Source organism: Streptomyces sp. NPDC044002, from assembly GCF_056434525.1.
The window spans coordinates 1-19840 of record NZ_JBWKEZ010000030.1 but is presented as its reverse complement, the minus strand read 5'-3'; the positions used below and the strand labels follow the sequence as shown (position 1 = coordinate 19840).

Below are 19840 nucleotides of genomic sequence, written 5' to 3'. Positions count from 1 at the left end.
TCCCCCCCCCCCCCCCCCCCCCCCCCCCCCCCCCCCCCCCCCCCCCCCCCCCCCCCCCCCCCGCCACCGCGCCCGCGCCGCCCGGGCCCTGGGCAGGTAGCGCAGCCGCTCCGGCAGCACCGGTACGAGGAGCCGTACGGCCGTACTGAACCGCCGGAGCCGGCGCTCCTGCGCGGGGGTCCACTCCAGGCCGATGGCGGCCCGCGCGTCGGGCGGCATGTACCCGACGGTGACGAAGGCCCGGAAGCGCAGGTAGCCGGCGCGCAGGGCCGGCCAGGTGACCCTCAGCAGCAGCCGCAGCACCCGGGAGCCCACCTCGGGGCGGGGCAGGTCCGCATCGGTCGCGACCAGCTCGCGGGCCACCTTCGTGGGCTCGATCTCCTCGGCCAGCATCCGCCGGTAGTAGGGCCAGAACTCCTCGACGGTCTGCGGCATGTCCCGGTCGCGCAGCCCCAGGATCCGCCCCACCCGCAGCCACTCCGCGTACAGCTGCCGTTCGTGGGCGGGGGTGATGGGCCGGAACAGGTAGCGCCCGGCGTACAGGGCGACGGGGAAGCCGGTGGCGTGCACCCAGGCGTAGCAGGCGGGGTCGAGGGAGTGGTAGCGCCGGCCCCGGGTGTCCGTGCCCTGGATCTCCTTGTGCAGGCGGCGCACCCGGCGCCCCTCCGCGACGGCCTCCTCCCCGCCGTAGACCCACAGCATCACGGAGCGCAGCGAGCGCTCGCCCCGGCCCCAGGGGTCGGTGCGGAAGACGGAGTACTGGTCGACGCCGGCCCCGACGGCCGGGTGGGCCACCTGCATGGTGAAGGCGGCGGGCAGGGTCAGCAGGGAGCGGACGTCCCCGGCGGTGGACCACAGCACCCCGCCGGGCGGCGGCGGCTCGGGGTCAAGGCGCCTGCCGGGCCTGGTGGTGGGCGCTATGCGGTCCGTGTCGTCCATGTGACCAATTATGCGAGCGCGAGAAGTCCTCGGTCCGGACAGAAAGTCTTGTCACAGGTGTTACCCAGAGGTAACCGCGGCTGCTTGGATTGCGGCGTCGATCTTCCCCGCAGGAATCACCGGACTGACGGAGACCCCCATGCCGCAGATCTCGCCCCGCCGCGCCCGTGCCGCCGCCACGGCCGTGGCCGCGACCGCCGCCGCAGCCCTGACCCTCACCGCCGCGCCCGCCGCCACGGCCGCCGAGGATGCAGCCGCCCCGCGGCTGAGCGTCCTGACCTACAACGTGTTCCTGATGAGCAAGAACCTGTACCCGAACTGGGGCCAGGACCACCGCGCCGCCGAGATCCCCCGGGCCTCCTTCTTCCAGGGCCACGACGTGGTGGTGCTCCAGGAGGCCTTCGACAACGGCGCCTCCGACGCCCTCCAGGCCAACACCGCCGCGCAGTACCCGTACCAGACCCCGGTGGTGGGCCGCAGCAAGAGCGGCTGGGACGCCACGGGCGGCTCCTACTCCACCACCACCCCCGAGGACGGCGGCGTCACGATCCTCAGCAAGTGGCCGATCCTGCGCAAGGAGCAGGTGGTCTACAAGGACGCCTGCGGCGCCGACTGGTGGTCCAACAAGGGCTTCGCCTACGTCGTCCTGAACGTCAACGGCACCAAGGTCCACGTCGTCGGCACCCACGCCCAGTCCACCGACCCGGGCTGCGGCGCGGGCGAGGCGGCACAGATGCGCAGCCGCCAGTTCAAGAACATAGACGCGTTCCTCGACGCCAAGAACATCCCGGCGAACGAGCAGGTCATCGTGGCGGGCGACATGAACGTCGACTCCCGCACCCCGGAGTACGCCTCGATGCTCGCGGACGCGGACCTCGCCGGCGCCGACACCCGCACGGGCCACCCGTACTCCTTCGACACGGCGCTGAACTCGATCGCCAACTACCGCTACCCGACGGACCCCCGCGAGGACCTCGACTACGTCCTGTACCGCAAGGGCAACGCCCGCCCGGCGGGCTGGGAGAACAACGTGGTCAAGGAGGAGTCGACCCCCTGGACGGTCTCCAGCTGGGGCAAGTCCTACACCTACTCGAACCTCTCGGACCACTACCCGGTCATCGGCCGCTAGCCGCCCGAGCCCGCACACCACGCCCCCCTCCCGCCCACGGGCGGGAGGGGGGCGTTCTCGCCGTATCGGATCCCCGGGTCAGACAGCCGCTCCGGTTCGCTGGACGAAGCGCCGCAAACCCGGCATCTCCGGGTTCATAACCAGCAACTCCGACGCGATGGCGCGGACCTTCGGCCGGGTCGCTTCCTCCGGGGCGTACGACGCAAGCGCCCGGAGCGCGTGGAACGCCTTCTGCGGCTCGTCGAGCCCCTGCCACACGCGGGCGACGTCCATGCACATCCGACCGCGTCTCTCGGCGTTCGGCAGGCGGCGCGGGTCGATCTTCTCCGCGTAGGTCAGGGCCTGGTCGTCCTCACCCAGCGCATGGTGGACGGAGATCCGAAAGACCCTCGTCTGGTCCTCACCGAACACGCCGGGGATGTAAAGCCGCTGCGCGGCCGTCTCCCGACGCTTCGCGGTCTCCTCCGCCTGCCCGATCAGTTCCATGGCCTGGGAACGCCAACCCGCCTGCGCCGCGCTGTACGAGGCCGTCAGCATCAACGTGCCGCGCATCGCGAGCTCCTCGGGGTGACCGCCGAGCCGGTCCGCCGCCTGCCTGAGGTGGTCGATGGCCGCCTGGTACTCCCCGCCGCGCCGCAGCGTGACACCCATGGAGTGCGCGGCCTCGCCCATCACCACCGCATTGCCGGTCAACTCGGCTTGCGCCCGTGCCCTTTCGGCCGCAATGCCGGCGAAGGGCCCCTGATAATTCTTGATCGCGAGCTGCGCGAGCAGGACGTACGCGCGGGCCGCGATGTCATGGGCCTGCGAAGCGAGGGAGCCGGAGATCAAGGAGGGCAGGGTCCGGCTCAACCGGCCGTACTGCGCTTCCTGGAAAACACCCCGGGCCTGGATGAGGGCCGAGGCCAGAGCTTCACGCGATGCAGGACGGGCCTCGGGGAGCCGGAACAGCGACCTCTCCACCAGCTCCTTCGGGTCGGACGCGGCGGAGGCAGTACCAGGCAGAGCGGCGGCGATGCCGACTCCCAGACCGAGCGTGAGCACTTTGCGGCGGTGCACGTCATCCCCTTCGAGCCCGACGTCAGCAGCTGTCAGACCCAGGACACCACACAACGAGCCAAGGGTGTCCTCATCCGGCTGGATCTTTCCCGTTTCGACCCGCGACAGCCACGAGCCGGAGTATCCGACCGCGTTGCCCACTTCCCCTTGCGACAGGCGCTTGGCGTTCCGAGCCTGGCGCAGCACATCCCCCGGCGAATCGCCCATGCACAGAGTGTGCCGATCCGTGCACAGGTTTTGCAGACCCTCCGCCAGACATAGTCCGAACGAGTCAGGGCCCCTTTACTGAGGACCACGCCACCCCCTCCGGACCGAAGAGCACCATGACCGAATGCCGGCCCCCGGCCGCCAGCTCGCCGGCTCAAGATCTCACCGGCGGTGACGAATGAGGGACCAGTACGAGTACGTCCCCCACCGGCTGCTTCGACAGTGCGTCCGCGACATCGCCTCGGGCACAGAGGGCGAGCTGATGGCGGTGATCAACGAGAACGTCTCCGACACCGGAATCGAACGCTGGATGGAGCTGGCCTACATCCGGGGCGCCTCCGGCCGGGAGTTCACCACCGCCGTCGAAAACGTCCAGTCGGCATGACCGGCCGCCCTTCGGACTGCCACTGCTCTCCCGTCGACCGCGCATCTGCCATCCACCGACACCTGAAGGAGGCACCACCACATGACCGCCACCCAAGCGACCGCCGAGGACGCCCGCACCCTGATCACCCTGGCGGAGTTCGCCAGTGTCGCCGCGACCGTGGCCGGCAACAACCCGGGCATGAGCCAGGCCGACGCCGACCGAATCACCCTGGAGGGACTCAAGTTCGTCGCCACCGCCGCACGGTTCCCTGGCGGCATGCGCCCGTCCCGCACGGTCGACGAGGGCTGGCACGCCCTCATCCTCCACACCACCGTCTACGCCAGTCTCTGCGCCCGCCTCGGCCGGTTCGTGCACCACCTGCCCGAGCTTCGCGATCCGAGCCGGTACCACCCGGGGGCCCTCGACCACACCCTCGACCGCATCCGCGACGCCGGATTCGAGCCGGACATGGAGCTGTGGAGGAGCCCGCTGGAAGGGATCCCAGTGGCCGCGACCTGCCAGCACGACAATCAGTGCGCTGACGGGAACTGCTCCGCCCGCTTGCCGTGGAGGCGGAACGACCGAGAAGGCCGACCTCACCGCCTGACGCTCGGCAGAACAAAAGGGATATGCCGGCCTGCTGTGCACCTGCGATCAGCCCAGGACGGCGGTCGGACGCTGAGCCGGGAGGAGCGCGTAGCGATCTGGCGCGCCTGCCGGGTCCCTAGGCCGACCTGTTCATCCTCTGGTGCGGGCATCAGCCCAAGGCGGTCGCCGGACGCTGAGAAGAGAGAAGCGCGTAGCGATCTGCTGCGGGTAGTCGCGCCCTTGGCCCCGAGGCGTGGACATGGGGCTCGGATGCCCGGCGGGCCGGCCCCCGACCCGTCGCCTCGTCGATGAGGGCGCCGAGGTCCCTCTCCTGCCCGGTGACCGTTCCTTTGGGGGTCTCCCGGCAGTCTTTCGGCTTTCCGGGGCGGGTCGGCCTGTCAAGGGTCGCCGAAGGCGATCACGAAGTGACGCGACCGAAGGGAGCGCCCTTGACAGGCCGGCACGACACGGAAGGACGATGGGACTGACGGGAAACCCCCAACCAGCCCTGATCCGGGGCGAGGGGATCCCGTCCCCCGGCCACCCACCCGCACCCGGGGGCGGGTGGGCAACCACCGCCCGGCCCCACCCCCTCGAGGGGGAGATAGCGGGCCCGGGCCGCTGCCACCGCGCCCCCGGACCCCCCGCAAGAGGGTCGGGGCCCGTCACCCCTCCCCGTACAGGCCCTCGATCAGTGCCCCGTACTTCTCCCGGACCACCCTGCGGCGGAGTTTGAGCGACGGGGTGAGTTCCCCGGTTGCCGGGCCCCATTCCTCCGCGAGGAGGCGGTAGCGCTTGATCTGCTCGGTGCGGTTGAGGCGGGTGTTCGCGGCGGCGACCGCGCGGGCCGTTTCCTCCAGGACGGCCGGGTGTTCGGCGAGCGCCGCGAGGGAGGTGGTCTCGACGCCGCGGGCGGCGGCCCAGGCGGGGGCCAGTTCGGGGTCCAGGACGAGCAGGGCGACGAGGTAGGAGCGGCCGTCGCCGTGGACCAGGGCCTGGCCGATGAGCGGGTGTTCCTTGACGGTGTTCTCCACCAGCGCCGGGGAGACGTTCTTCCCGTTCGAGGTGATGATCAGCTCCTTCTTGCGGTCCGTCAGCCACAGGAAGCCGTCCTCGTCGAGCCGTCCTACGTCCCCGGTCGGGAACCAGCCCTCGGCGTCGGCCGCGCTCTCCACCGACCCGTCGGGGCGCAGGTAGCCGCCGAAGACGGTCGCCCCGCGGGTGAGGATCTCCCCGTCGGCGGCGACCTTCAGCTCCAGCCCCTCGATGGGCCGGCCCACCGAGCCGAGCCGGAAGCCGTCGGGGGTGTTGCTGTTGAGGGTGCACACGCCGGAGGTCTCCGTCAGCCCCCAGGCGTCCATGACGGTGATCCCCCAGCCGGCCCAGAAGCGCACCACGTCGATCGGCATCGGCGCGGTGGCGCTGGCCGTCCAGACGAGCCGGTCCAGCCCCGCCAGCCGCAGCAGCGGGTCCAGGACCCGTTCCTTCGCCCCGGCGTACGAGGCTTCGAGCGCGGCCGGCACCTCTTCGCCGCGTTCCTGGTGGCCGGCCCGGGCCCGGGCCAGGTCCCCGGCGTCGTCGATGGCGCGCCGCTGCTCCTCGGGCAGGCCCGCCAGGACGGCGCGTACGCCCGCGGCGAGTTTCTCCCACACCCTGGGCACCCCGAAGAACTGCACGGGGCGCAGCTCGCGGACGGCGGCGGCCACGGCGGTGGGGTCGGCGACGAGGCGGACGTGGGCGGCGCGCAGCAGGGGCAGGTAGATGCCGAGGATGCGTTCGGCGATGTGCGCGAACGGCAGGTAGCAGACGTGCTCGGCGTGTTCGGGGAGGTGGACGCCCCGGTCGAGGCGGACGGACTGGAGCAGGATGTTGCGGTGGGTCAGGCGGACGCCCTTGGGGTCGCCGGTGGTGCCGGAGGTGTAGACGACGGTGAGGGGGTCCTCGGGGCGGGTCTCCTGCCAGGCCTTCTCGAAGCCGTCGGCACGGTGCAGGCGGGCCCCGTTCTCGTACACGGAGCCGTAGGCGGTGTGCGGGCCGGCTTCGGCGGCCTCGGCTATGACGAGGCGTTCCAGCGGGGTCCCGGGGTCGTCCAGCAGGGGCGCCCACCGGTCGCGTTCGCCGGCGCCTTCGAGGACGGCGAGGCGGGCCCGGCTGTGGCGGGCGATGTGGGCGATCTGCTCGGGCGCGGAGGTCCCGTAGACGGTGACGGGGACGGCGCCGAGGTGGACGAGGGCCTGGTCGGTGAGCCAGTGCTCGGGGCGGTTGCCCATCATCAGCAGGACGTGTTCGCCGCGTTCGACGCCGAGGGCCGCGTAGCCGGCGGCGAGGACGGCGACGGAGCGGCGGACCTCGCCCCAGCTCAGGGTCTTCCAGCCGTCGCCCTCGCGCCAGGAGAGGGCGGGCAGGTCGGGGTGTTCGGCGGCGTTGCGGGCCAGCAGGGCGGGGAGGGTGAGTTCTTCGGGTCGTCCGGGCAGTCGCAGGTTCGTGGTCATGGGCAGCTCCTGGCCGTTTCACATCGTTGGTGCGACAGCAATACTGTTGAACCCAAGCCGTGGATCACAGACCTCAGAGAGCGAGGAGCGGACGATGGCCGACCAGGCGACCGAGCCGATGCTCACCGTGGACGAACTGGCGTCCAAGGCCGGTGTCACCGTCCGCACCGTACGGTTCTACAGCACGCGCGGCCTTTTGCCCCCTCCCGTGATCGGACCTCGTCGCGTGGGGCACTACGGCCCCGAGCACCTGTCGCGGCTCGCGCTGATCGAGGAGCTCCAGCACCAGGGCATGACCCTGTCGGCGATCCAGCGCTATCTGGACGCCCTGCCGGACGACCTGAGCGCGCACGACCTGGCGATCCACCGGGCGCTGGTGGCGACTTGGGCTCCGGACGCGGCGCAGGAGGTGTCGCGGGCGGAGCTGGAGAGGCGGGCGGGGCGGCCCCTGTCGGACGGGGACCTGCGCCGGCTGGCGGCGATGAACGTGGTGTCGGAGTCCGGGGAGGGCTTCCGGGTGGACGTGGGCCTGCTGCGGCTGGGGGTCGCGCTGCTCGACGTACCGATCGCCCACGAGACGCTGCTGGTGGCGCGGGGGATCCTGCTGGAGCACGCGCGGACGGCGGCGCACCAGTTGACGGCGCTGTTCCGGGACGAGGTGTGGGGGCCGTTCACCGAGGACGAGGACGACCCGGAGCGGGTGGAGTCGATGAAGGCGCTGTCGGCGCACATGCAGCCGATGGTGGTGCAGGCGCTGGTGACGGCCTTCCAGCGGTCCTTGAAGGAGGAATTGCGGGAGGCGTTCTCCGCGGAGGGCGGGTAGGTTCGGCGGCATGGCGATCATCCACCACACCACACTGTCCCCTACCAAGCTCGAACTCCTCGCGGAATGGCTCCCCTTGAAGCCCTGGTACCAGGGCGCGGAGAAGACCGCCCCGCTCGTCAAGGCGGGCGGTTTCCGGCTCGACGACCCCGAGGGCGAGGTGGGCATCGAGTTCATGGTGGTCACCGACGGCTCCGGGCCGGAGCCCGTCGCCTACCTGGCGCCGCTGACCTACCGGGGCGCGCCGCTGGAGGGTGCGGAGGCGGGCCTGGTCGGCACGCTGGAGCACGGGGTGCTGGGCAGGCGCTGGGTGTACGACGGCGCCCACGACCTGGTCCTGGTCGAGCAGTTGCTGGCGCTGCTGGCGGGCGGGGCGGTGGCCCAGGCGCAGAGCGAGACGGACACCCCGGACCCGACGGTGGAGGTGCGTTCCGAGGGGCGCGGCGTGCCCGCGGGTCTGACCGGCCCGGGGAAGGTGGCGGACACTGCCGCCGGTACGGAGATCACGACGGGCCCGGCGGGCCAGGACGCCCCGGTCCTGACGCTGACCCTGAACCGGGTGCTGCGCCCCGGTGGCGCCTCCGGGGAGGGCATGCTCGGGCAGGTGCTGGCCGGCTGGTCCGCCCCGGACGGCGCCGCGGAGCGCGGGGTGTTCGCGTACCTGCGGGCCTGAGGGTCCGGCAGGTCCCGGGCCCGGACCGCCCGCACACGCGAGCGGGCGGGCCCGGGGCCACGGGCCGTACTAGTCGGCGTACGTCTCGCCGCGCTCGGCCTTCGCCACCAGGGAGGCCGGCGGGGTGAAGCGCTCGCCGTAGGTGGCGGCCAGTTCGCGGGCGCGGGCTACGAAGCCGGGCAGGCCGCCCTCGTAGCCGTTGATGTACTGGATCACGCCGCCGGTCCAGGCGGGGAAGCCGATGCCCATGATGGAGCCGATGTTGGCGTCGGCGATGGAGGTGAGGACGCCCTCGTCGAGGCAGCGGACGGTGTCCAGGGCCTCGGAGAAGAGCATCCGCTCCTTCATGTCCTGGAACGGGATCTGCGCGTCCGGCTTGGCGAAGTGTTCGCGCAGGCCGGGCCAGATGCGGCTGCGCCTGCCGCTCTCGTCGTACTCGTAGAAGCCGCCGCCCCCGCTGCGGCCGGGGCGGCCGAACTCGTCGACCATCCGGTCGATGACCCGGTCGGCCGGGTGCTCGGTCCACTCGCGGCCCTCGGCCTCGAAGGCCTTGCGGGTCTCGTTGCGGATCTTGCGCGGGAGGGTGAGGGTCAGCTCGTCCATCAGCGAGAGGACCTTGGCCGGGTAGCCGGCCTGGGCGGCGGCCTGTTCGACGGAGGCGGGCTCGATGCCCTCGCCGACCATGGCCACGCCCTCGTTGATGAACTGGCCGATGACGCGCGAGGTGAAGAAGCCGCGCGAGTCGTTGACGACGATCGGGGTCTTGTTGATCTGGCGGACCAGGTCGAAGGCGCGGGCGACGGCCTCGTCGCCGGTGCGGTCGCCCTTGATGATCTCCACGAGCGGCATCTTGTCGACGGGCGAGAAGAAGTGCAGGCCGATGAAGTCGGCGGGGCGCGAAACGCCTTCGGCGAGCCCGGTGATGGGGAGGGTGGAGGTGTTGGAGCAGAGCAGCGCGTCGGGGGCGACGACGTCCTGGATCTCCTGGAACACCTTGTGCTTGAGGGCGGTGTCCTCGAAGACGGCCTCGATGACGGCGTCGCAGCCGGCCAGGTCGGCGGCGTCGGCGGTCGGGGTGATGCGGGCGAGCAGCTCGGCGCGCTTGGCCTCGGTGGTGCGGCCCTTGGCGAGGGCCTTGTCGAGGAGCTTCTCGGAGTAGGCCTTGCCCTTGGCGGCGGCCTCGGCGGTGACGTCCTTGAGGACGACTTCGATGCCCGCGCGGGCGCAGGAGTAGGCGATGCCCGCGCCCATCATTCCGGCGCCGAGGACGGCGACCTTGCGGACCTTGCGGGGCTCGGTCCCCTGGGGGCGGCTGCGGCCGGCGTTGACGGCCTGGAGGTCGAAGAAGAACGCCTGGATCATGTTCTTCGCGGTCTGGCCGGTGACCAGCTCGGTGAAGTACCGGGCCTCGATGGTCAGGGCGGTCTCGAAGTCGACCTGGGAGCCCTCGACGGCGCAGGCCAGGATGTTGCGCGGGGCCGGGTAGGGGGCGCCGTTCAGCTGCTTCTTGAGGTTGGCGGGGAAGGCCGGCAGGTTGGCGGCGAAGCGCGGGTTGGACGGCGTACCGCCGGGGATCTTGTAGCCGGGGACGTCCCAGGGCTGCTTCGACTCGGGGTTGGCGTCGATGAAGGCGCGGGCCTTGGCCAGCATCTCCTCGGGGGTGGCGGCGAGTTCGTGGACCAGGCCGCTCGCGAGGGCGCGCTGGGGGTTGTACTGGGTGCCCTGGAGCAGGACCTTGAGCAGCGCGTCGGCGATGCCCATGAGGCGGACGGTGCGGGTGACGCCGCCGCCGGCGGGGAGCAGGCCGAGGGTGACCTCGGGCAGGCCGATCTTGGAGCCGGGGGCGTCGAGGGCGACGCGGTGGTGGGAGGCGAGGCAGATCTCGTAACCGCCGCCGAGGGCGGTGCCGTTGATGGCGGCGACGACGGGCTTGCCGAGGGTCTCGATGCGGCGCAGGGACCGCTTGATCTCGGTGCCGGTGTCGAAGGCGAGCCGTGCGTCCTCGGGGCGGAGCCGGATCATGTCCTTGAGGTCGCCGCCGGCGAAGAAGGTCTTCTTCGCGGAGGTGTAGATGATGCCGCGGATGGAGTCCTTCTCGGCCTCGGCGCGGTCGGCGACGGCCGCGATGGAGTCCTTGAAGGCCTGGTTCATGGTGTTGGCGGACTGGCCCGGGTCGTCGAGGACCAGGGTGACGACGCCGGTCTCGTCCTGTTCCCAGCGGATCGTGGTGGACTCGCTCATGTTCGCTACTTCCGTGTCAGAGGTGGGATCAGGGATCGGGGATCAGGACGGTTCAGACTCGTTCGACGATGGTGGCGACGCCCATGCCGCCGCCGACGCAGAGGGTGACGAGCCCGTAGCGCTTGTCCTGGCGCTCCAGTTCGTCGACGACGGTGCCGAGGAGCATGGCTCCGGTGGCGCCGAGGGGGTGGCCGAGGGCGATGGCGCCGCCGTTGACGTTGACCTTGTCGAGGGAGACGCCCATGTCCTTGACGAAGCGCAGCACGACGCCGGCGAAGGCCTCGTTCATCTCGATCAGGTCGATGTCGTCGATGGTGAGGCCGGCCTTGGCGAGGGCCTTGCGGGTGGCCGGGGCGGGGCCGGTGAGCATGATGGTGGGCTCGGAGCCGGAGACGGCGGCGGACACGATCCGGGCGCGGGGGCGCAGGCCGTTGCGTTCGCCCGCCTCGCGGGTGCCGATGGCGACGAGCGAGGCGCCGTCGACGATGCCGGAGGAGTTGCCGGCGTGGTGGACGTGGTCGATCTTCTCGATCCAGTGGTACTTCTGCAGGGCGACGGCGTCGAAGCCGCCGAGGTCGCCGATGTCGGCGAAGGAGGGCTTCAGCTTGGCGAGGGTGTCGGCGGTGGTGCCGGGGCGGACGAACTCCTCGTGGTCCAGGACGACCAGGCCGTTGCGGTCGGTGACGGGGACCACGGACTTGGCGAAGCGGCCCTCCTTGATGGCGGTGGCGGCGCGCTCCTGGGACAGGGCGGCGTACTCGTCCACGTCGCGCCGGGAGAATCCCTCGATGGTGGCGATCAGGTCGGCGCCGATGCCCTGCGGGACGAAGCCGGTGTCCCAGTTGGTCATGGGGTCGGCGAACCAGGCGCCGCCGTCGGAGGCCATGGGGACGCGGGACATGGACTCGACGCCGCCCGCGAGGACGAGGTCCTCCCAGCCGGAGCGGACCTTGGCGGCGGCCAGGTTGACGGCCTCCAGGCCCGAGGCGCAGAAGCGGTTCTCCTGTACGCCGGCCACCGTGTCCGGCAGGCCCGCGGCGATGGCCGCGATGCGGGCGATGTCGGAGCCCTGGTCGCCGACGGGGCCGACGACGCCGAGCACGATGTCGTCGATGGTCGCGGGGTCCAGGCCGGGGTTGCGCTCGCGCAGGGCGTGGATGAGGCCGACGACCAGGTCGATCGGCTTGGTGCCGTGGAGGGCGCCGTTGGCCTTGCCCCGGCCGCGCGGGGTGCGGATCGCGTCGTATACGTAAGCTTCGGTGCTCACTGGTCAGGCCTTTCGAAGTGTCCGAGGGAGAGGTCGGGGGGCGGGGTCCGCCGGGGGCGGAGTCGGCCGGGGAGGGAGTCAGCCGAGGAGGGAGCGGCCGATGATCTCTTTCATGATCTCGGTCGTGCCGCCGTAGATGGTCTGGATGCGGCCGTCGGTGAAGGCCCGTGCCACCCGGTATTCGGTCATGTAGCCGTAGCCGCCGTGCAGCTGGAGGCAGCGGTCGGCCACCCGCTTCTGGAGTTCGGTGGCCCACCACTTGGCCATCGAGGCGTGGACGTGGTCCAGTTCCCCGTTGGCGTGGTCGGTGATGCAGCGGTCGAGGAAGGTGCGGGTGACGGCGCACTCGGTGGCCATCTCGGCGATCTCGAACCGGATGTGCTGGAGCTTGGAGAGCGGCCGGCCGAAGGCCTCGCGTTCCTTGACGTACGTGGTGGTGATCTCCAGCAGGTGCTCGGCGGCGGCGATGGCGGCCATCGCGATGCCCATGCGCTCCTGCGCGAGGTTGGTCATCAGGTGGACGAAGGCGCCGTTCAGCTCGCCGAGCAGGTTCTCCTTGGGGACGCGTACGTCGTTGAAGAACAGTTCGGCGGTGTCCTGGGACTTCTGGCCGATCTTGTCGAGGTTGCGGCCGCGTTCGAAGCCCTCGGCGCCGCGCTCGACGACGAGCAGGGACAGTCCGTGCGCCCCGCCCTCGGGGGTGGTCTTCGCGACGACGATCACCAGGTCGGCGAGGATGCCGTTGGAGATGAAGGTCTTGGAGCCGTTGAGCAGCCAGTGGTCGCCGCGGTCCTCGGCGCTGGTGCGGATCCCCTGGAGGTCGGAGCCGGCTCCGGGCTCGGTCATCGCGATGGCGGTGATGGTCTCGCCGGAGCAGAAGCCGGGCAGCCAGCGGCGCTTCTGCTCCTCGGTGCCCAGGGAGGTCAGGTAGGGGCCGATGATGTCGTTGTGCAGGCCGATCGCGAGCCCGGGTGCTCCGGCGCGGGTGAACTCCTCGGCGAGCACCGCCGCGTAGCGGAAGTCCGGGTTGCCGCCGCCTCCGTACTCCTCGGGGACGGCCAGGCCCAGCAGGCCCTGCCGGCCGGCGGCCCGCCAGGCGTCCCGGCTGACGATGCCGTCCTTCTCCCACTGCTCGTAGTGCGGCAGCACCTCCTTGTTCAGGAAGGTGCGCACGGTCTCGCGGAACGCCTCGTGGTCGGCGTCGTAGATGCGGCGTCGCATCGGGGCCCCCTACAGCCAGCTCTTGACGGTTTCGATCAGCCGGGCCGGGTCCGGGCCGACCGGTGTGACGTTGAGCATGGTGACGCCGGCCTCCCGGAAGGCCTCGACGCGCTCGCGCACGTACCCCTCGGGGCCGCACAGGGTCATCAGCTCGCAGAACTCGTCCGGGACGGCGGCCGCCGCGTCGCGCTTGCGGCCGGCGAGGTACAGCTCCTGGATGCGGCGGGCCTGCTCCTCGTAGCCGTAGGCGACGGCGAGGTCGTTGTAGAAGTTCTTGCCGACGGCGCCCATCCCGCCGACGTAGAGGGCGATCTGGGGCCGTGCGAGGTCGCGGGCCGCGGCCGCGTCCTCGCCGATGGCCAGCAGGCCGCCCGCGACGGTCTGGAGCGGTCCCAGCTCCGGTGCGCGCTTGGCGGCGCCCTCGGCGAGGGCGCTCCCCCACACGGCGCGGGCCTTCTCCGGGATGAAGAGGGTGGGCAGCCAGCCGTCGGCGATCTCGGCGGTCAGTGCCACGTTCGCCGGGCCGAGGGAGGCCACGTACACGGGGATCCGGTCGCGGACCGGGCGGGTGAGGATCTTCAGGGGCTTGCCGTGGCGTCCGCCCTTGGCGGCGGGCAGCGGCATGTCGGTGATGCCGTGGTGGTCGATCGTCTCGCGGCGCCAGATGCGCCGGCACAGGTCGACGGTCTCGCGGGTACGGCCGAGCGGCTTGTCGTACGGCTTCCCGTGCCAGCCCTCGATCACCTGCGGGCCGGAGGCGCCGAGGCCGAGCAGGGCGCGGCCGCCGGACACGGCGTCCAGGCCCGCGGCGGTCTGGGCGATGAGGGCGGGGGTGCGGGAGTAGACGTTGACGATGGCCGAGCCGATCTTCATCCGCTCGGTGCGTGCCGCCAGGTAGCCCATGATCGTCGGGGAGTCGAAGCCCCAGGCCTCGGCGACCCACACGGCGTCGAGTCCGGCCGACTCCAGCGCGGCCGCCTCGTCGGCGGCGCGGCGCGGGTCGCCGGCATAGTCGAGCAGCATGGACAGTTCCATCAGGCCTCTTTCGGGAGCAGTGCCGGTACGCCCCAGTCGCCGGCCACGGACCCGGTGTCCGCGCCGGGCATGGCGGGGCCGGAGGCGACGCGGGTCGGGGTCGCGGAGAAGCGCGGGGCGGGGGCGGGCTGGAGGGTGCCGCCGAACTCGGTGAAGGTGGCGCGGGCGGCGAGGTGGGGGTGGTGCGGGGCCTCGCGGAGCGAGAGGACGGGTGCCACGCAGGCGTCGGTCCCCTCGAAGACGGCCGTCCACTCCTCGCGCGTACGGGACTTGAAGCGCGCGGCGACGGCCTCGCGCAGCTCGCCCCAGCGGGCGAGGTCCTTGCGGGCGGGGGCCCGGTCGGCGATGCCGAGGAGCTCCGTGAAGGTGTCGTAGAACTGCTGCTCCAGCGCGCCGACGGCCATGTACTGGCCGTCGGAGGTCTCGTAGGTGCCGTAGAAGGGGCAGCCGCCGTCCAGGAGGTTGGCGCCGCGCCGGTCCTGCCATCCGCCGGCCGCGACCATGCCGTGGATCATGGCGGTGAGGTGTGCGGTGCCGTCGACGATCGCGGCGTCCACGACCTGGCCGGCGCCCTCGGGGCCGCGGGCGTGGTGGAGGGCGGCGAGGATGCCGATGACGAGGTAGAGCGAGCCGCCCGCGTAGTCGCCGACCAGGTTGGCGGGGACGGCCGGGGGCTCGCCGGGGTTGCCGATCATGCCGAGTGCGCCGGTGACGGCGATGTACGCGATGTCGTGCCCGGCGGTGTGGGCGAGCGGGCCCTCCTGGCCCCAGCCGGTCATCCGGCCGTAGACCAGCCTGGGGTTGCGGGCGAGGCAGTCGTCCGGGCCCACGCCGAGCCGCTCGGCGACCCCGGGGCGGAAGCCCTCGATCAGCACGTCGGCGCGCTCGACCAGGTCCAGCACGAGGGCGGGGCCCTCTGTGGACTTCAGGTCGACCAGGACGGAGCGCTTGTTGCGGTTGGTGACGTCGTGGGCCGGGTCGATCGCGAGCCCTCCGCCGCCCGGCCGGTCCACGCGGACGACGTCCGCGCCGAGGTCGGCGAGGACCATGGCGGCGAACGGGCCGGGGCCGATGCCCGCCAGTTCGACGACGCGTACTCCCGCGAGCGGGCCTGCTGTCACTGCCATCGTGCCCCCGGCATCCTGGTGTACGGGTGGGTGGGTGTGCAGGTGTGTGACACAACCGATGTAACACCAGTGATGCTAGGAACGCGCCCCACTCAGCACAAGAGCAAGCGCTTAGCAGGTTTCCGCTCCGGCCCGTTTCGGCTCGTTCCGGCCAGGGGCGGCCGTCAGGAGACGAGGACCGCCTTCCCGTCAGGCGCCGCCCTCGGCGCGGGCGTCGAGGAGCGCCACGTGCCGTTTGAGCGCGACGGTCCGGTAGCTCTCCTCCACCCACTCGCACAGCACCTCCACCGACGGCGCCCCCTTCTCCCCCAGCGGCACGGAGACCCAGCCCGCCTTGCCGAGGCCGTAGCCGGTGGGCGCGGCACCGGGGGCGGTCATCGCGTGCCCGTGCAGGTCCTCGTCCTTGAGCTTGACGGACAGACCGGGCGGCTCGGGGCCGTCCGCGTTGCCGAGGAAGACGAAGATCTTCTTGTTGACCTTCACCACCCCGTCCTCCGGCCCCCAGGGATGCTCCTCCACGGCCTCCGGCAGCCCCAGCGCGAACTCCCGCACCGCCTCCCACTTGCGCACCGCAGCCTTCATCGACGCCTCCATTCACCGCAGGTCACACCTGCTCGCACGGACAGTCGCCGTCAACGCTAACCTCAGCCACCGACACCAGCTGGGAGGAACGGTCCATGACCGAGCAGGTCCACAACGAGCCCGTCCGCGGCGGCCGTCCGGGACGGGAGCTCGACCTCGTGCTCTTCGGCGCCACCGGCTTCGTCGGGGTGCTGACCGCCGAGTACCTCGCCGAGCACGCGCCCGTCGGCTGCCGGTGGGCGCTGGCCGGGCGCGACCTCGGCAAGCTGGAGCGGCTGCGCGAGCGGCTGGCCGCCCTGAACCCCGACTGCGCGCGGCTCCCGCTACTGCGGGCCGACGCCGGGGATCCGCGGGCGCTGCGCGAACTGGCCGCCCGCACCCGGGTGGTGGCCACCACGGTCGGCCCGTACGTCCATCACGGCGCGGAGCTGGTCGCGGCCTGCGCGGAGGAGGGCACCGACTACGCGGACCTCACCGGGGAGCCGGAGTTCGTGGACCGGATGTACGTCGAGCACGACGCGCGGGCCCGGGAGACGGGGGCGCGGCTGGTGCATGCCTGCGGGTTCGACTCGGTCCCGGCCGACCTCGGGGCGTACTTCACGGTGGGCCTGCTGCCCTCCGGGGTGCCGCTGCGGGTGGACGGGTTCCTGCGGGCCGGCGCGCTCGCCTCCGGCGGCACCGTCGCCTCCGCCCTGACCGCGCTGGGCCGGGGGCCGCAGACCCTGGCGGCCGCGCGCGCCCGCCGGCTGCACGAGCCCCGGCTGCCGGGGCGCCGGGTGCGCGGGCCCGTGGGCGTTCCCCGGTTCAGCCGGGAGACCGGGACCTGGGCGCTGCCGCTGCCCGTGCTGGACCCGCGGATCGTGACCCGGTCGGCGGCCGCGCTGGAGCGGTACGGGCCGGACTTCCGCTACCGCCACTACGCCTCGGTGCGGCACCTGCCGGTCGCGCTGGGCCTGACGGCCGCGGTGGGCGCGACGGCGGCGCTGGCGCAGGTCCCGCCGGCGCGGCGGTGGCTGATGGGGCTGTGGGAGCCGGGCAACGGCCCGGACGCGGAGCGGCGCGCCCGCAGCTGGTTCACGGTCCGCTTCGTCGGCGAGGGCGGGGGCCGCCGCGTGTTCACCGAGGTGTCGGGCGGCGACCCGGGCTACGGGGAGACCGCGAAGATGCTGGCGGAGTCCGCGCTGTGCCTGGCCCACGACGCCCTCCCGGACCGCGCCGGCCAGCTGACGACGGCGGTGGCGATGGGAGACGCCCTGCTGGCCCGGCTCCAGAAGGCCGGCATCCGCTTCCGGGTGGCGGCGGAGCTGTAGGGGTGCGACGGCGGGGCCGGGGCGGAACTCCCCGGGCCCGCCGCCTCCCGCGCGGCCAGGGGGACCCCTATCGCCCGCCGGGCTCGCCGTGCCCGGGCCCGTGCCCGTGCTCCTTCTGTTCTTCCTCCCCGTCCCCGCCGGCCGGCTTGATCTTCGTGGACGCGAAGCCGGTGTTGTTCTTCTTGTGCGGGTCCTCGTCGTCACCGAAGACCGTGGCGGTGTTCGGTACGGCGGTCGGCTTGGTGACCTCGCCCGCGGTGCCGGTCACCGTGATCTTCACGCGGCCACCCTCGCGCAGGGGGCCGCCGGTGCAGGACAGGAGGCCGTTGCTGATCTCGCAGCCGTCGGTGTCCGTGGCGGGGTCCAGGACCTTCGCCGGGAGGTCGTCGACCAGGGACCAGCCGGAGGAGGCGCCCTTGTGGTCGTTCTTCACCGTGATGTCGTAGGTGATGTCGTCGCCCGCCTTGACGACCTTGGGGCCGCGCTTGTGCACGGACAGGTCGGCGGAGGAATCGAAGAAGCAGGCGGTGGCGTCGACGTTCGTCATCTCCCGCTCCGGCGTGTCCTGCCGCGACAGCACGGTGAACTTCGGGTTGGATCCGGTCGCGTTCTTCACGTGGACGCGGATCAGTTCACCGGCGTTGCGGAAGAACCCGAGGTCGCCGTTGCCGTAGACGAAGACACCGCCGAAGTCCGAACCGCCGGGCAGGACACCGGGGAAGAAGTCCACGCTCGCGTTGTCGAAGTCGATGCGGGTGATGGCGCCCGCCTCGGTCGAGCCCCAGAGGAACCCGTCGCGGAAGGCGATGTCGAAGACGTCAAGTTCCGTGGCGGCCAGGTCCTTGATCTTGACCTTCCGGGTCACCTCGCGCTTCTCGACGTCGATCTGGAAGATCTCGCCCGTGTTGTCGGCCAGGACGTAGTAGTTGCCCTCGTCGTCGAACGTGCCCGAGATGTAGAGGGCGGGGTCTAGGCCCGCGATCCCGCCGAGTACTTCGTGGTCCCCCTCACCGTCGAAGCGGACCAGCTGGTTGGTCCCGTCCCCGAACGTGGTCCCGTAGAGGAAGCGGTCGTGCGGGTTCACACCGATGGCGTTGTAGAGGAAGGGCGTCTGTTCACCCAGTTCCTCGAACCGGACCTTCCCGGGCTCCCGTTCGACGGTGTACAGCTGGTCCGGATCACCCTTGGAGAGGTAGATCTTCCCGTCGCACGCGACGGGGGTCCCGTCCGGCTGCTTCGGATCGGAGACCGCCGCGGAGCCCGCCCGGCCCGCCGGGGCCGCGGCGGCTCCGACCGGAGCCGCCAGCGCGCCGGCCGCGAGCCCGGCGACGACGCCGACCGCGCTCAGCAGGGCCACCCCCCGCCGCTGCCGCTTCCTCTGGACCGCACCGTTCGTACCTCTGCTCACGAATCTGCCCCTTCCGTCGCCACCGCGCGTACCGGACAAAGACGAGCACAAGGGGCATTGGGCCGTACACGGAGGCTCGGGCTTCACCGGCCGAGTTCGCTCAAATGCACCAGGGGCGCGAACACGCGGACGACCGCCGTCACTGGAGCCCGTCGACGGCCTCGCGGAGGGCGCGGCGGCACAGGGAGTCGGCGTGCCGGGTGGTTTCGGGGATGCGGAAGTGGGGGCTCAGCGCGAGGGTGTGGGCGCAGGCGTTGTCCAGGGAGACCCGGTGGCCGACGGACACGTACACCGGCTTGATCCCGTGCTGGGTGCGCAGCGCCCGGCCGACGACGGCGCCGCCGGGCGCGAGCAGCTGGGAGGCCTCGCCGCGCGGGGCGCCCGGCTCCTCGCAGGTGAAGGTGAAGGGGTTCTTCGCGACGCCCATGCTGGGCAGGCCGGTGAGCACCCCGAGGTGGCAGGCCAGGCCGAAGCCTCGTGGGTGGGCGAGGCCGTAGCCGTCGCAGACGACGAGGTCGGGGGTGACGGGGAGGGCCTCCAGGGCGGCGAGCACGGTCGGCAGCTCGCGGAAGGCGAGCAGGCCCGGCACGTAGGGGAAGCTGACGCGCCCGGCGGCGGTGGACTCGGCCACGACCTCCAGGGTGGCGCCGTCGAGCACGACGGCGGCGGCCGCGACCAGGTCCCGCTCGTCGTCGTAGGCCACGTCCACCCCGGCGATCAGCCCCTGTCCGGGCGGGGGGCCGACCTCGTCGAGCACGACGCGGCCGCGCAGTTCGTCCTGTATCGCCCGGGCCTCGGCCTCGTCGGCGGGGGTCTTCACAGTCGTCATGGGGTGCGAGGGTAGCCTGACGATCATGTTCGTCATGGAGCTCAGCTACACCGCGCCCATCGAAGCCGTCGAAGAGCAGATGGACGCGCACCTCGCGTGGCTGGACGGGTACTACGCGTCCGGCGTCTTCCTCGCCTCGGGGCGCAAGGTCCCGCGCGACGGGGGGATGATCCTGGCCGCCGGGGTCTCGCGCGCCGAGATCGAGCAGATCGCGGAGACGGACCCCTTCGCGGTGGCGGGCGTGTGCGCGTACCGGATCACGGAGTTCATCGCCTCCAGGACCTCCGCCGGTCTGGCAGAGGTCCGCGAGACGGTGCCGTAGCCCTGGCCGGGCGGTGTGCGGTACCGCTCCGCGGGGCGCCGACCCCCTGACCGTCTCTGCCCTGCCGAGCCCGACCGCTGGGGGGGGGCTGCCCCCTGCCGGACGCCGGGCCGCTGCGCGGGGCGAGGTCCCCTACCCGCCCTTCCACCGTTCCCAGGGGCTCCGCCCCTGACCCCGTTCGCCTCAAACGCCGGCGGGGCTATCTATAGCCCCGCCGGCGT

Annotated in this window: 18 protein-coding genes; 7 read left to right on the top strand and 11 right to left on the bottom strand. The window is 72.1% G+C overall.

Features of this window, described 5'->3' with window-relative positions:
* A partial coding sequence (locus AC07A6_RS22290; protein WP_478778230.1) for an oxygenase MpaB family protein occupies positions 1–939 on the bottom strand: 939 nt, incomplete at its 3' end.
* 139 nt (positions 940–1078) lie between these two features.
* Between AC07A6_RS22290 and sph the strand changes: the two genes are divergently transcribed.
* The gene (sph, locus tag AC07A6_RS22285) at positions 1079–2068 is read left to right on the top strand and encodes a sphingomyelin phosphodiesterase (RefSeq protein ID WP_386274487.1); all 990 of its coding nucleotides are present in this window, start codon (positions 1079–1081) and stop codon (positions 2066–2068) included.
* A gap of 78 nt (positions 2069–2146) precedes the next feature.
* On the opposite strand, the gene AC07A6_RS22280 is transcribed toward sph, so the two are convergent.
* The gene (locus tag AC07A6_RS22280; RefSeq protein WP_478778229.1) at positions 2147–3334 is read right to left on the bottom strand and encodes a helix-turn-helix domain-containing protein; all 1188 of its coding nucleotides are present in this window, start codon (positions 3332–3334) and stop codon (positions 2147–2149) included.
* A 178-nt stretch (positions 3335–3512) separates the two neighbouring features.
* On the opposite strand from AC07A6_RS22280, the gene AC07A6_RS22275 reads away from it, so the two are divergent.
* On the top strand, positions 3513–3719 hold the full coding sequence (locus AC07A6_RS22275) for a hypothetical protein (protein WP_478778228.1): 207 nt from the start codon (positions 3513–3515) through the stop codon (positions 3717–3719).
* 81 nt (positions 3720–3800) lie between these two features.
* Positions 3801–4601, top strand: coding sequence for a glycine-rich domain-containing protein (locus tag AC07A6_RS22270; protein ID WP_478778227.1), 801 nt, complete (start codon positions 3801–3803; stop codon positions 4599–4601).
* Positions 4602–4954: 353 nt separating this feature from the next.
* On the opposite strand, the gene AC07A6_RS22265 is transcribed toward AC07A6_RS22270, so the two are convergent.
* Positions 4955–6781, bottom strand: a complete 1827-nt coding sequence (locus AC07A6_RS22265; protein ID WP_478778226.1) for an AMP-dependent synthetase/ligase — start codon at positions 6779–6781, stop codon at positions 4955–4957.
* A gap of 94 nt (positions 6782–6875) precedes the next feature.
* Here AC07A6_RS22265 and AC07A6_RS22260 point away from each other — a divergent pair, with 94 nt between their 5' ends.
* Together AC07A6_RS22260 and AC07A6_RS22255 are read left to right on the top strand one after the other, a co-directional pair.
* A complete protein-coding gene (locus AC07A6_RS22260) occupies positions 6876–7604 on the top strand; it encodes a MerR family transcriptional regulator (RefSeq protein ID WP_362469933.1) in 729 nt (242 codons plus the stop codon).
* A gap of 10 nt (positions 7605–7614) precedes the next feature.
* Complete coding sequence (locus AC07A6_RS22255) at positions 7615–8277, top strand: maltokinase N-terminal cap-like domain-containing protein (RefSeq protein ID WP_478778225.1); 663 nt, start codon at positions 7615–7617, stop codon at positions 8275–8277.
* 69 nt (positions 8278–8346) lie between these two features.
* Here the strand turns inward: AC07A6_RS22255 and AC07A6_RS22250 are convergent, their stop codons facing one another.
* The 6 genes from AC07A6_RS22250 to AC07A6_RS22225 form a co-directional block, all read right to left on the bottom strand.
* Positions 8347–10518, bottom strand: coding sequence for a 3-hydroxyacyl-CoA dehydrogenase NAD-binding domain-containing protein (locus AC07A6_RS22250; protein ID WP_386274478.1), 2172 nt, complete (start codon positions 10516–10518; stop codon positions 8347–8349).
* Between the two features lie 52 nt (positions 10519–10570).
* Positions 10571–11785, bottom strand: coding sequence for an acetyl-CoA C-acetyltransferase (locus tag AC07A6_RS22245; RefSeq protein ID WP_125818547.1), 1215 nt, complete (start codon positions 11783–11785; stop codon positions 10571–10573).
* A 78-nt stretch (positions 11786–11863) separates the two neighbouring features.
* Positions 11864–13006: an acyl-CoA dehydrogenase family protein gene (locus AC07A6_RS22240; protein ID WP_362469945.1), complete on the bottom strand. Its 1143-nt coding sequence runs from the start codon at positions 13004–13006 to the stop codon at positions 11864–11866.
* 9 nt (positions 13007–13015) lie between these two features.
* Positions 13016–14041, bottom strand: coding sequence for an LLM class F420-dependent oxidoreductase (locus tag AC07A6_RS22235; protein ID WP_362469949.1), 1026 nt, complete (start codon positions 14039–14041; stop codon positions 13016–13018).
* A complete protein-coding gene (locus AC07A6_RS22230) occupies positions 14041–15168 on the bottom strand; it encodes a CaiB/BaiF CoA transferase family protein (RefSeq protein ID WP_478778224.1) in 1128 nt (375 codons plus the stop codon). Before AC07A6_RS22230 ends, AC07A6_RS22235 begins: the two co-directional genes overlap by 1 nt.
* A gap of 189 nt (positions 15169–15357) precedes the next feature.
* Positions 15358–15762 carry an MmcQ/YjbR family DNA-binding protein gene (locus AC07A6_RS22225; protein ID WP_362469955.1) on the bottom strand — a complete coding sequence of 135 codons (405 nt, stop codon included), beginning with the start codon at positions 15760–15762 and terminating at the stop codon, positions 15358–15360.
* Between the two features lie 83 nt (positions 15763–15845).
* Between AC07A6_RS22225 and AC07A6_RS22220 the strand changes: the two genes are divergently transcribed.
* Positions 15846–17060, top strand: coding sequence for a saccharopine dehydrogenase family protein (locus AC07A6_RS22220; protein ID WP_386274471.1), 1215 nt, complete (start codon positions 15846–15848; stop codon positions 17058–17060).
* Positions 17061–17127: 67 nt separating this feature from the next.
* Here the strand turns inward: AC07A6_RS22220 and AC07A6_RS22215 are convergent, their stop codons facing one another.
* Together AC07A6_RS22215 and AC07A6_RS22210 are read right to left on the bottom strand one after the other, a co-directional pair.
* The gene (locus tag AC07A6_RS22215; RefSeq protein ID WP_478778223.1) at positions 17128–18468 is read right to left on the bottom strand and encodes a DUF6923 family protein; all 1341 of its coding nucleotides are present in this window, start codon (positions 18466–18468) and stop codon (positions 17128–17130) included.
* Between the two features lie 139 nt (positions 18469–18607).
* Entirely contained in the window at positions 18608–19297 is a 690-nt protein-coding gene (locus AC07A6_RS22210) for an endonuclease V (RefSeq protein WP_478778222.1), read from the bottom strand.
* Positions 19298–19322: 25 nt separating this feature from the next.
* Between AC07A6_RS22210 and AC07A6_RS22205 the strand changes: the two genes are divergently transcribed.
* A complete protein-coding gene (locus tag AC07A6_RS22205) occupies positions 19323–19619 on the top strand; it encodes a YciI family protein (RefSeq protein ID WP_478778221.1) in 297 nt (98 codons plus the stop codon).
* Positions 19620–19840 lie beyond the last annotated feature (221 nt).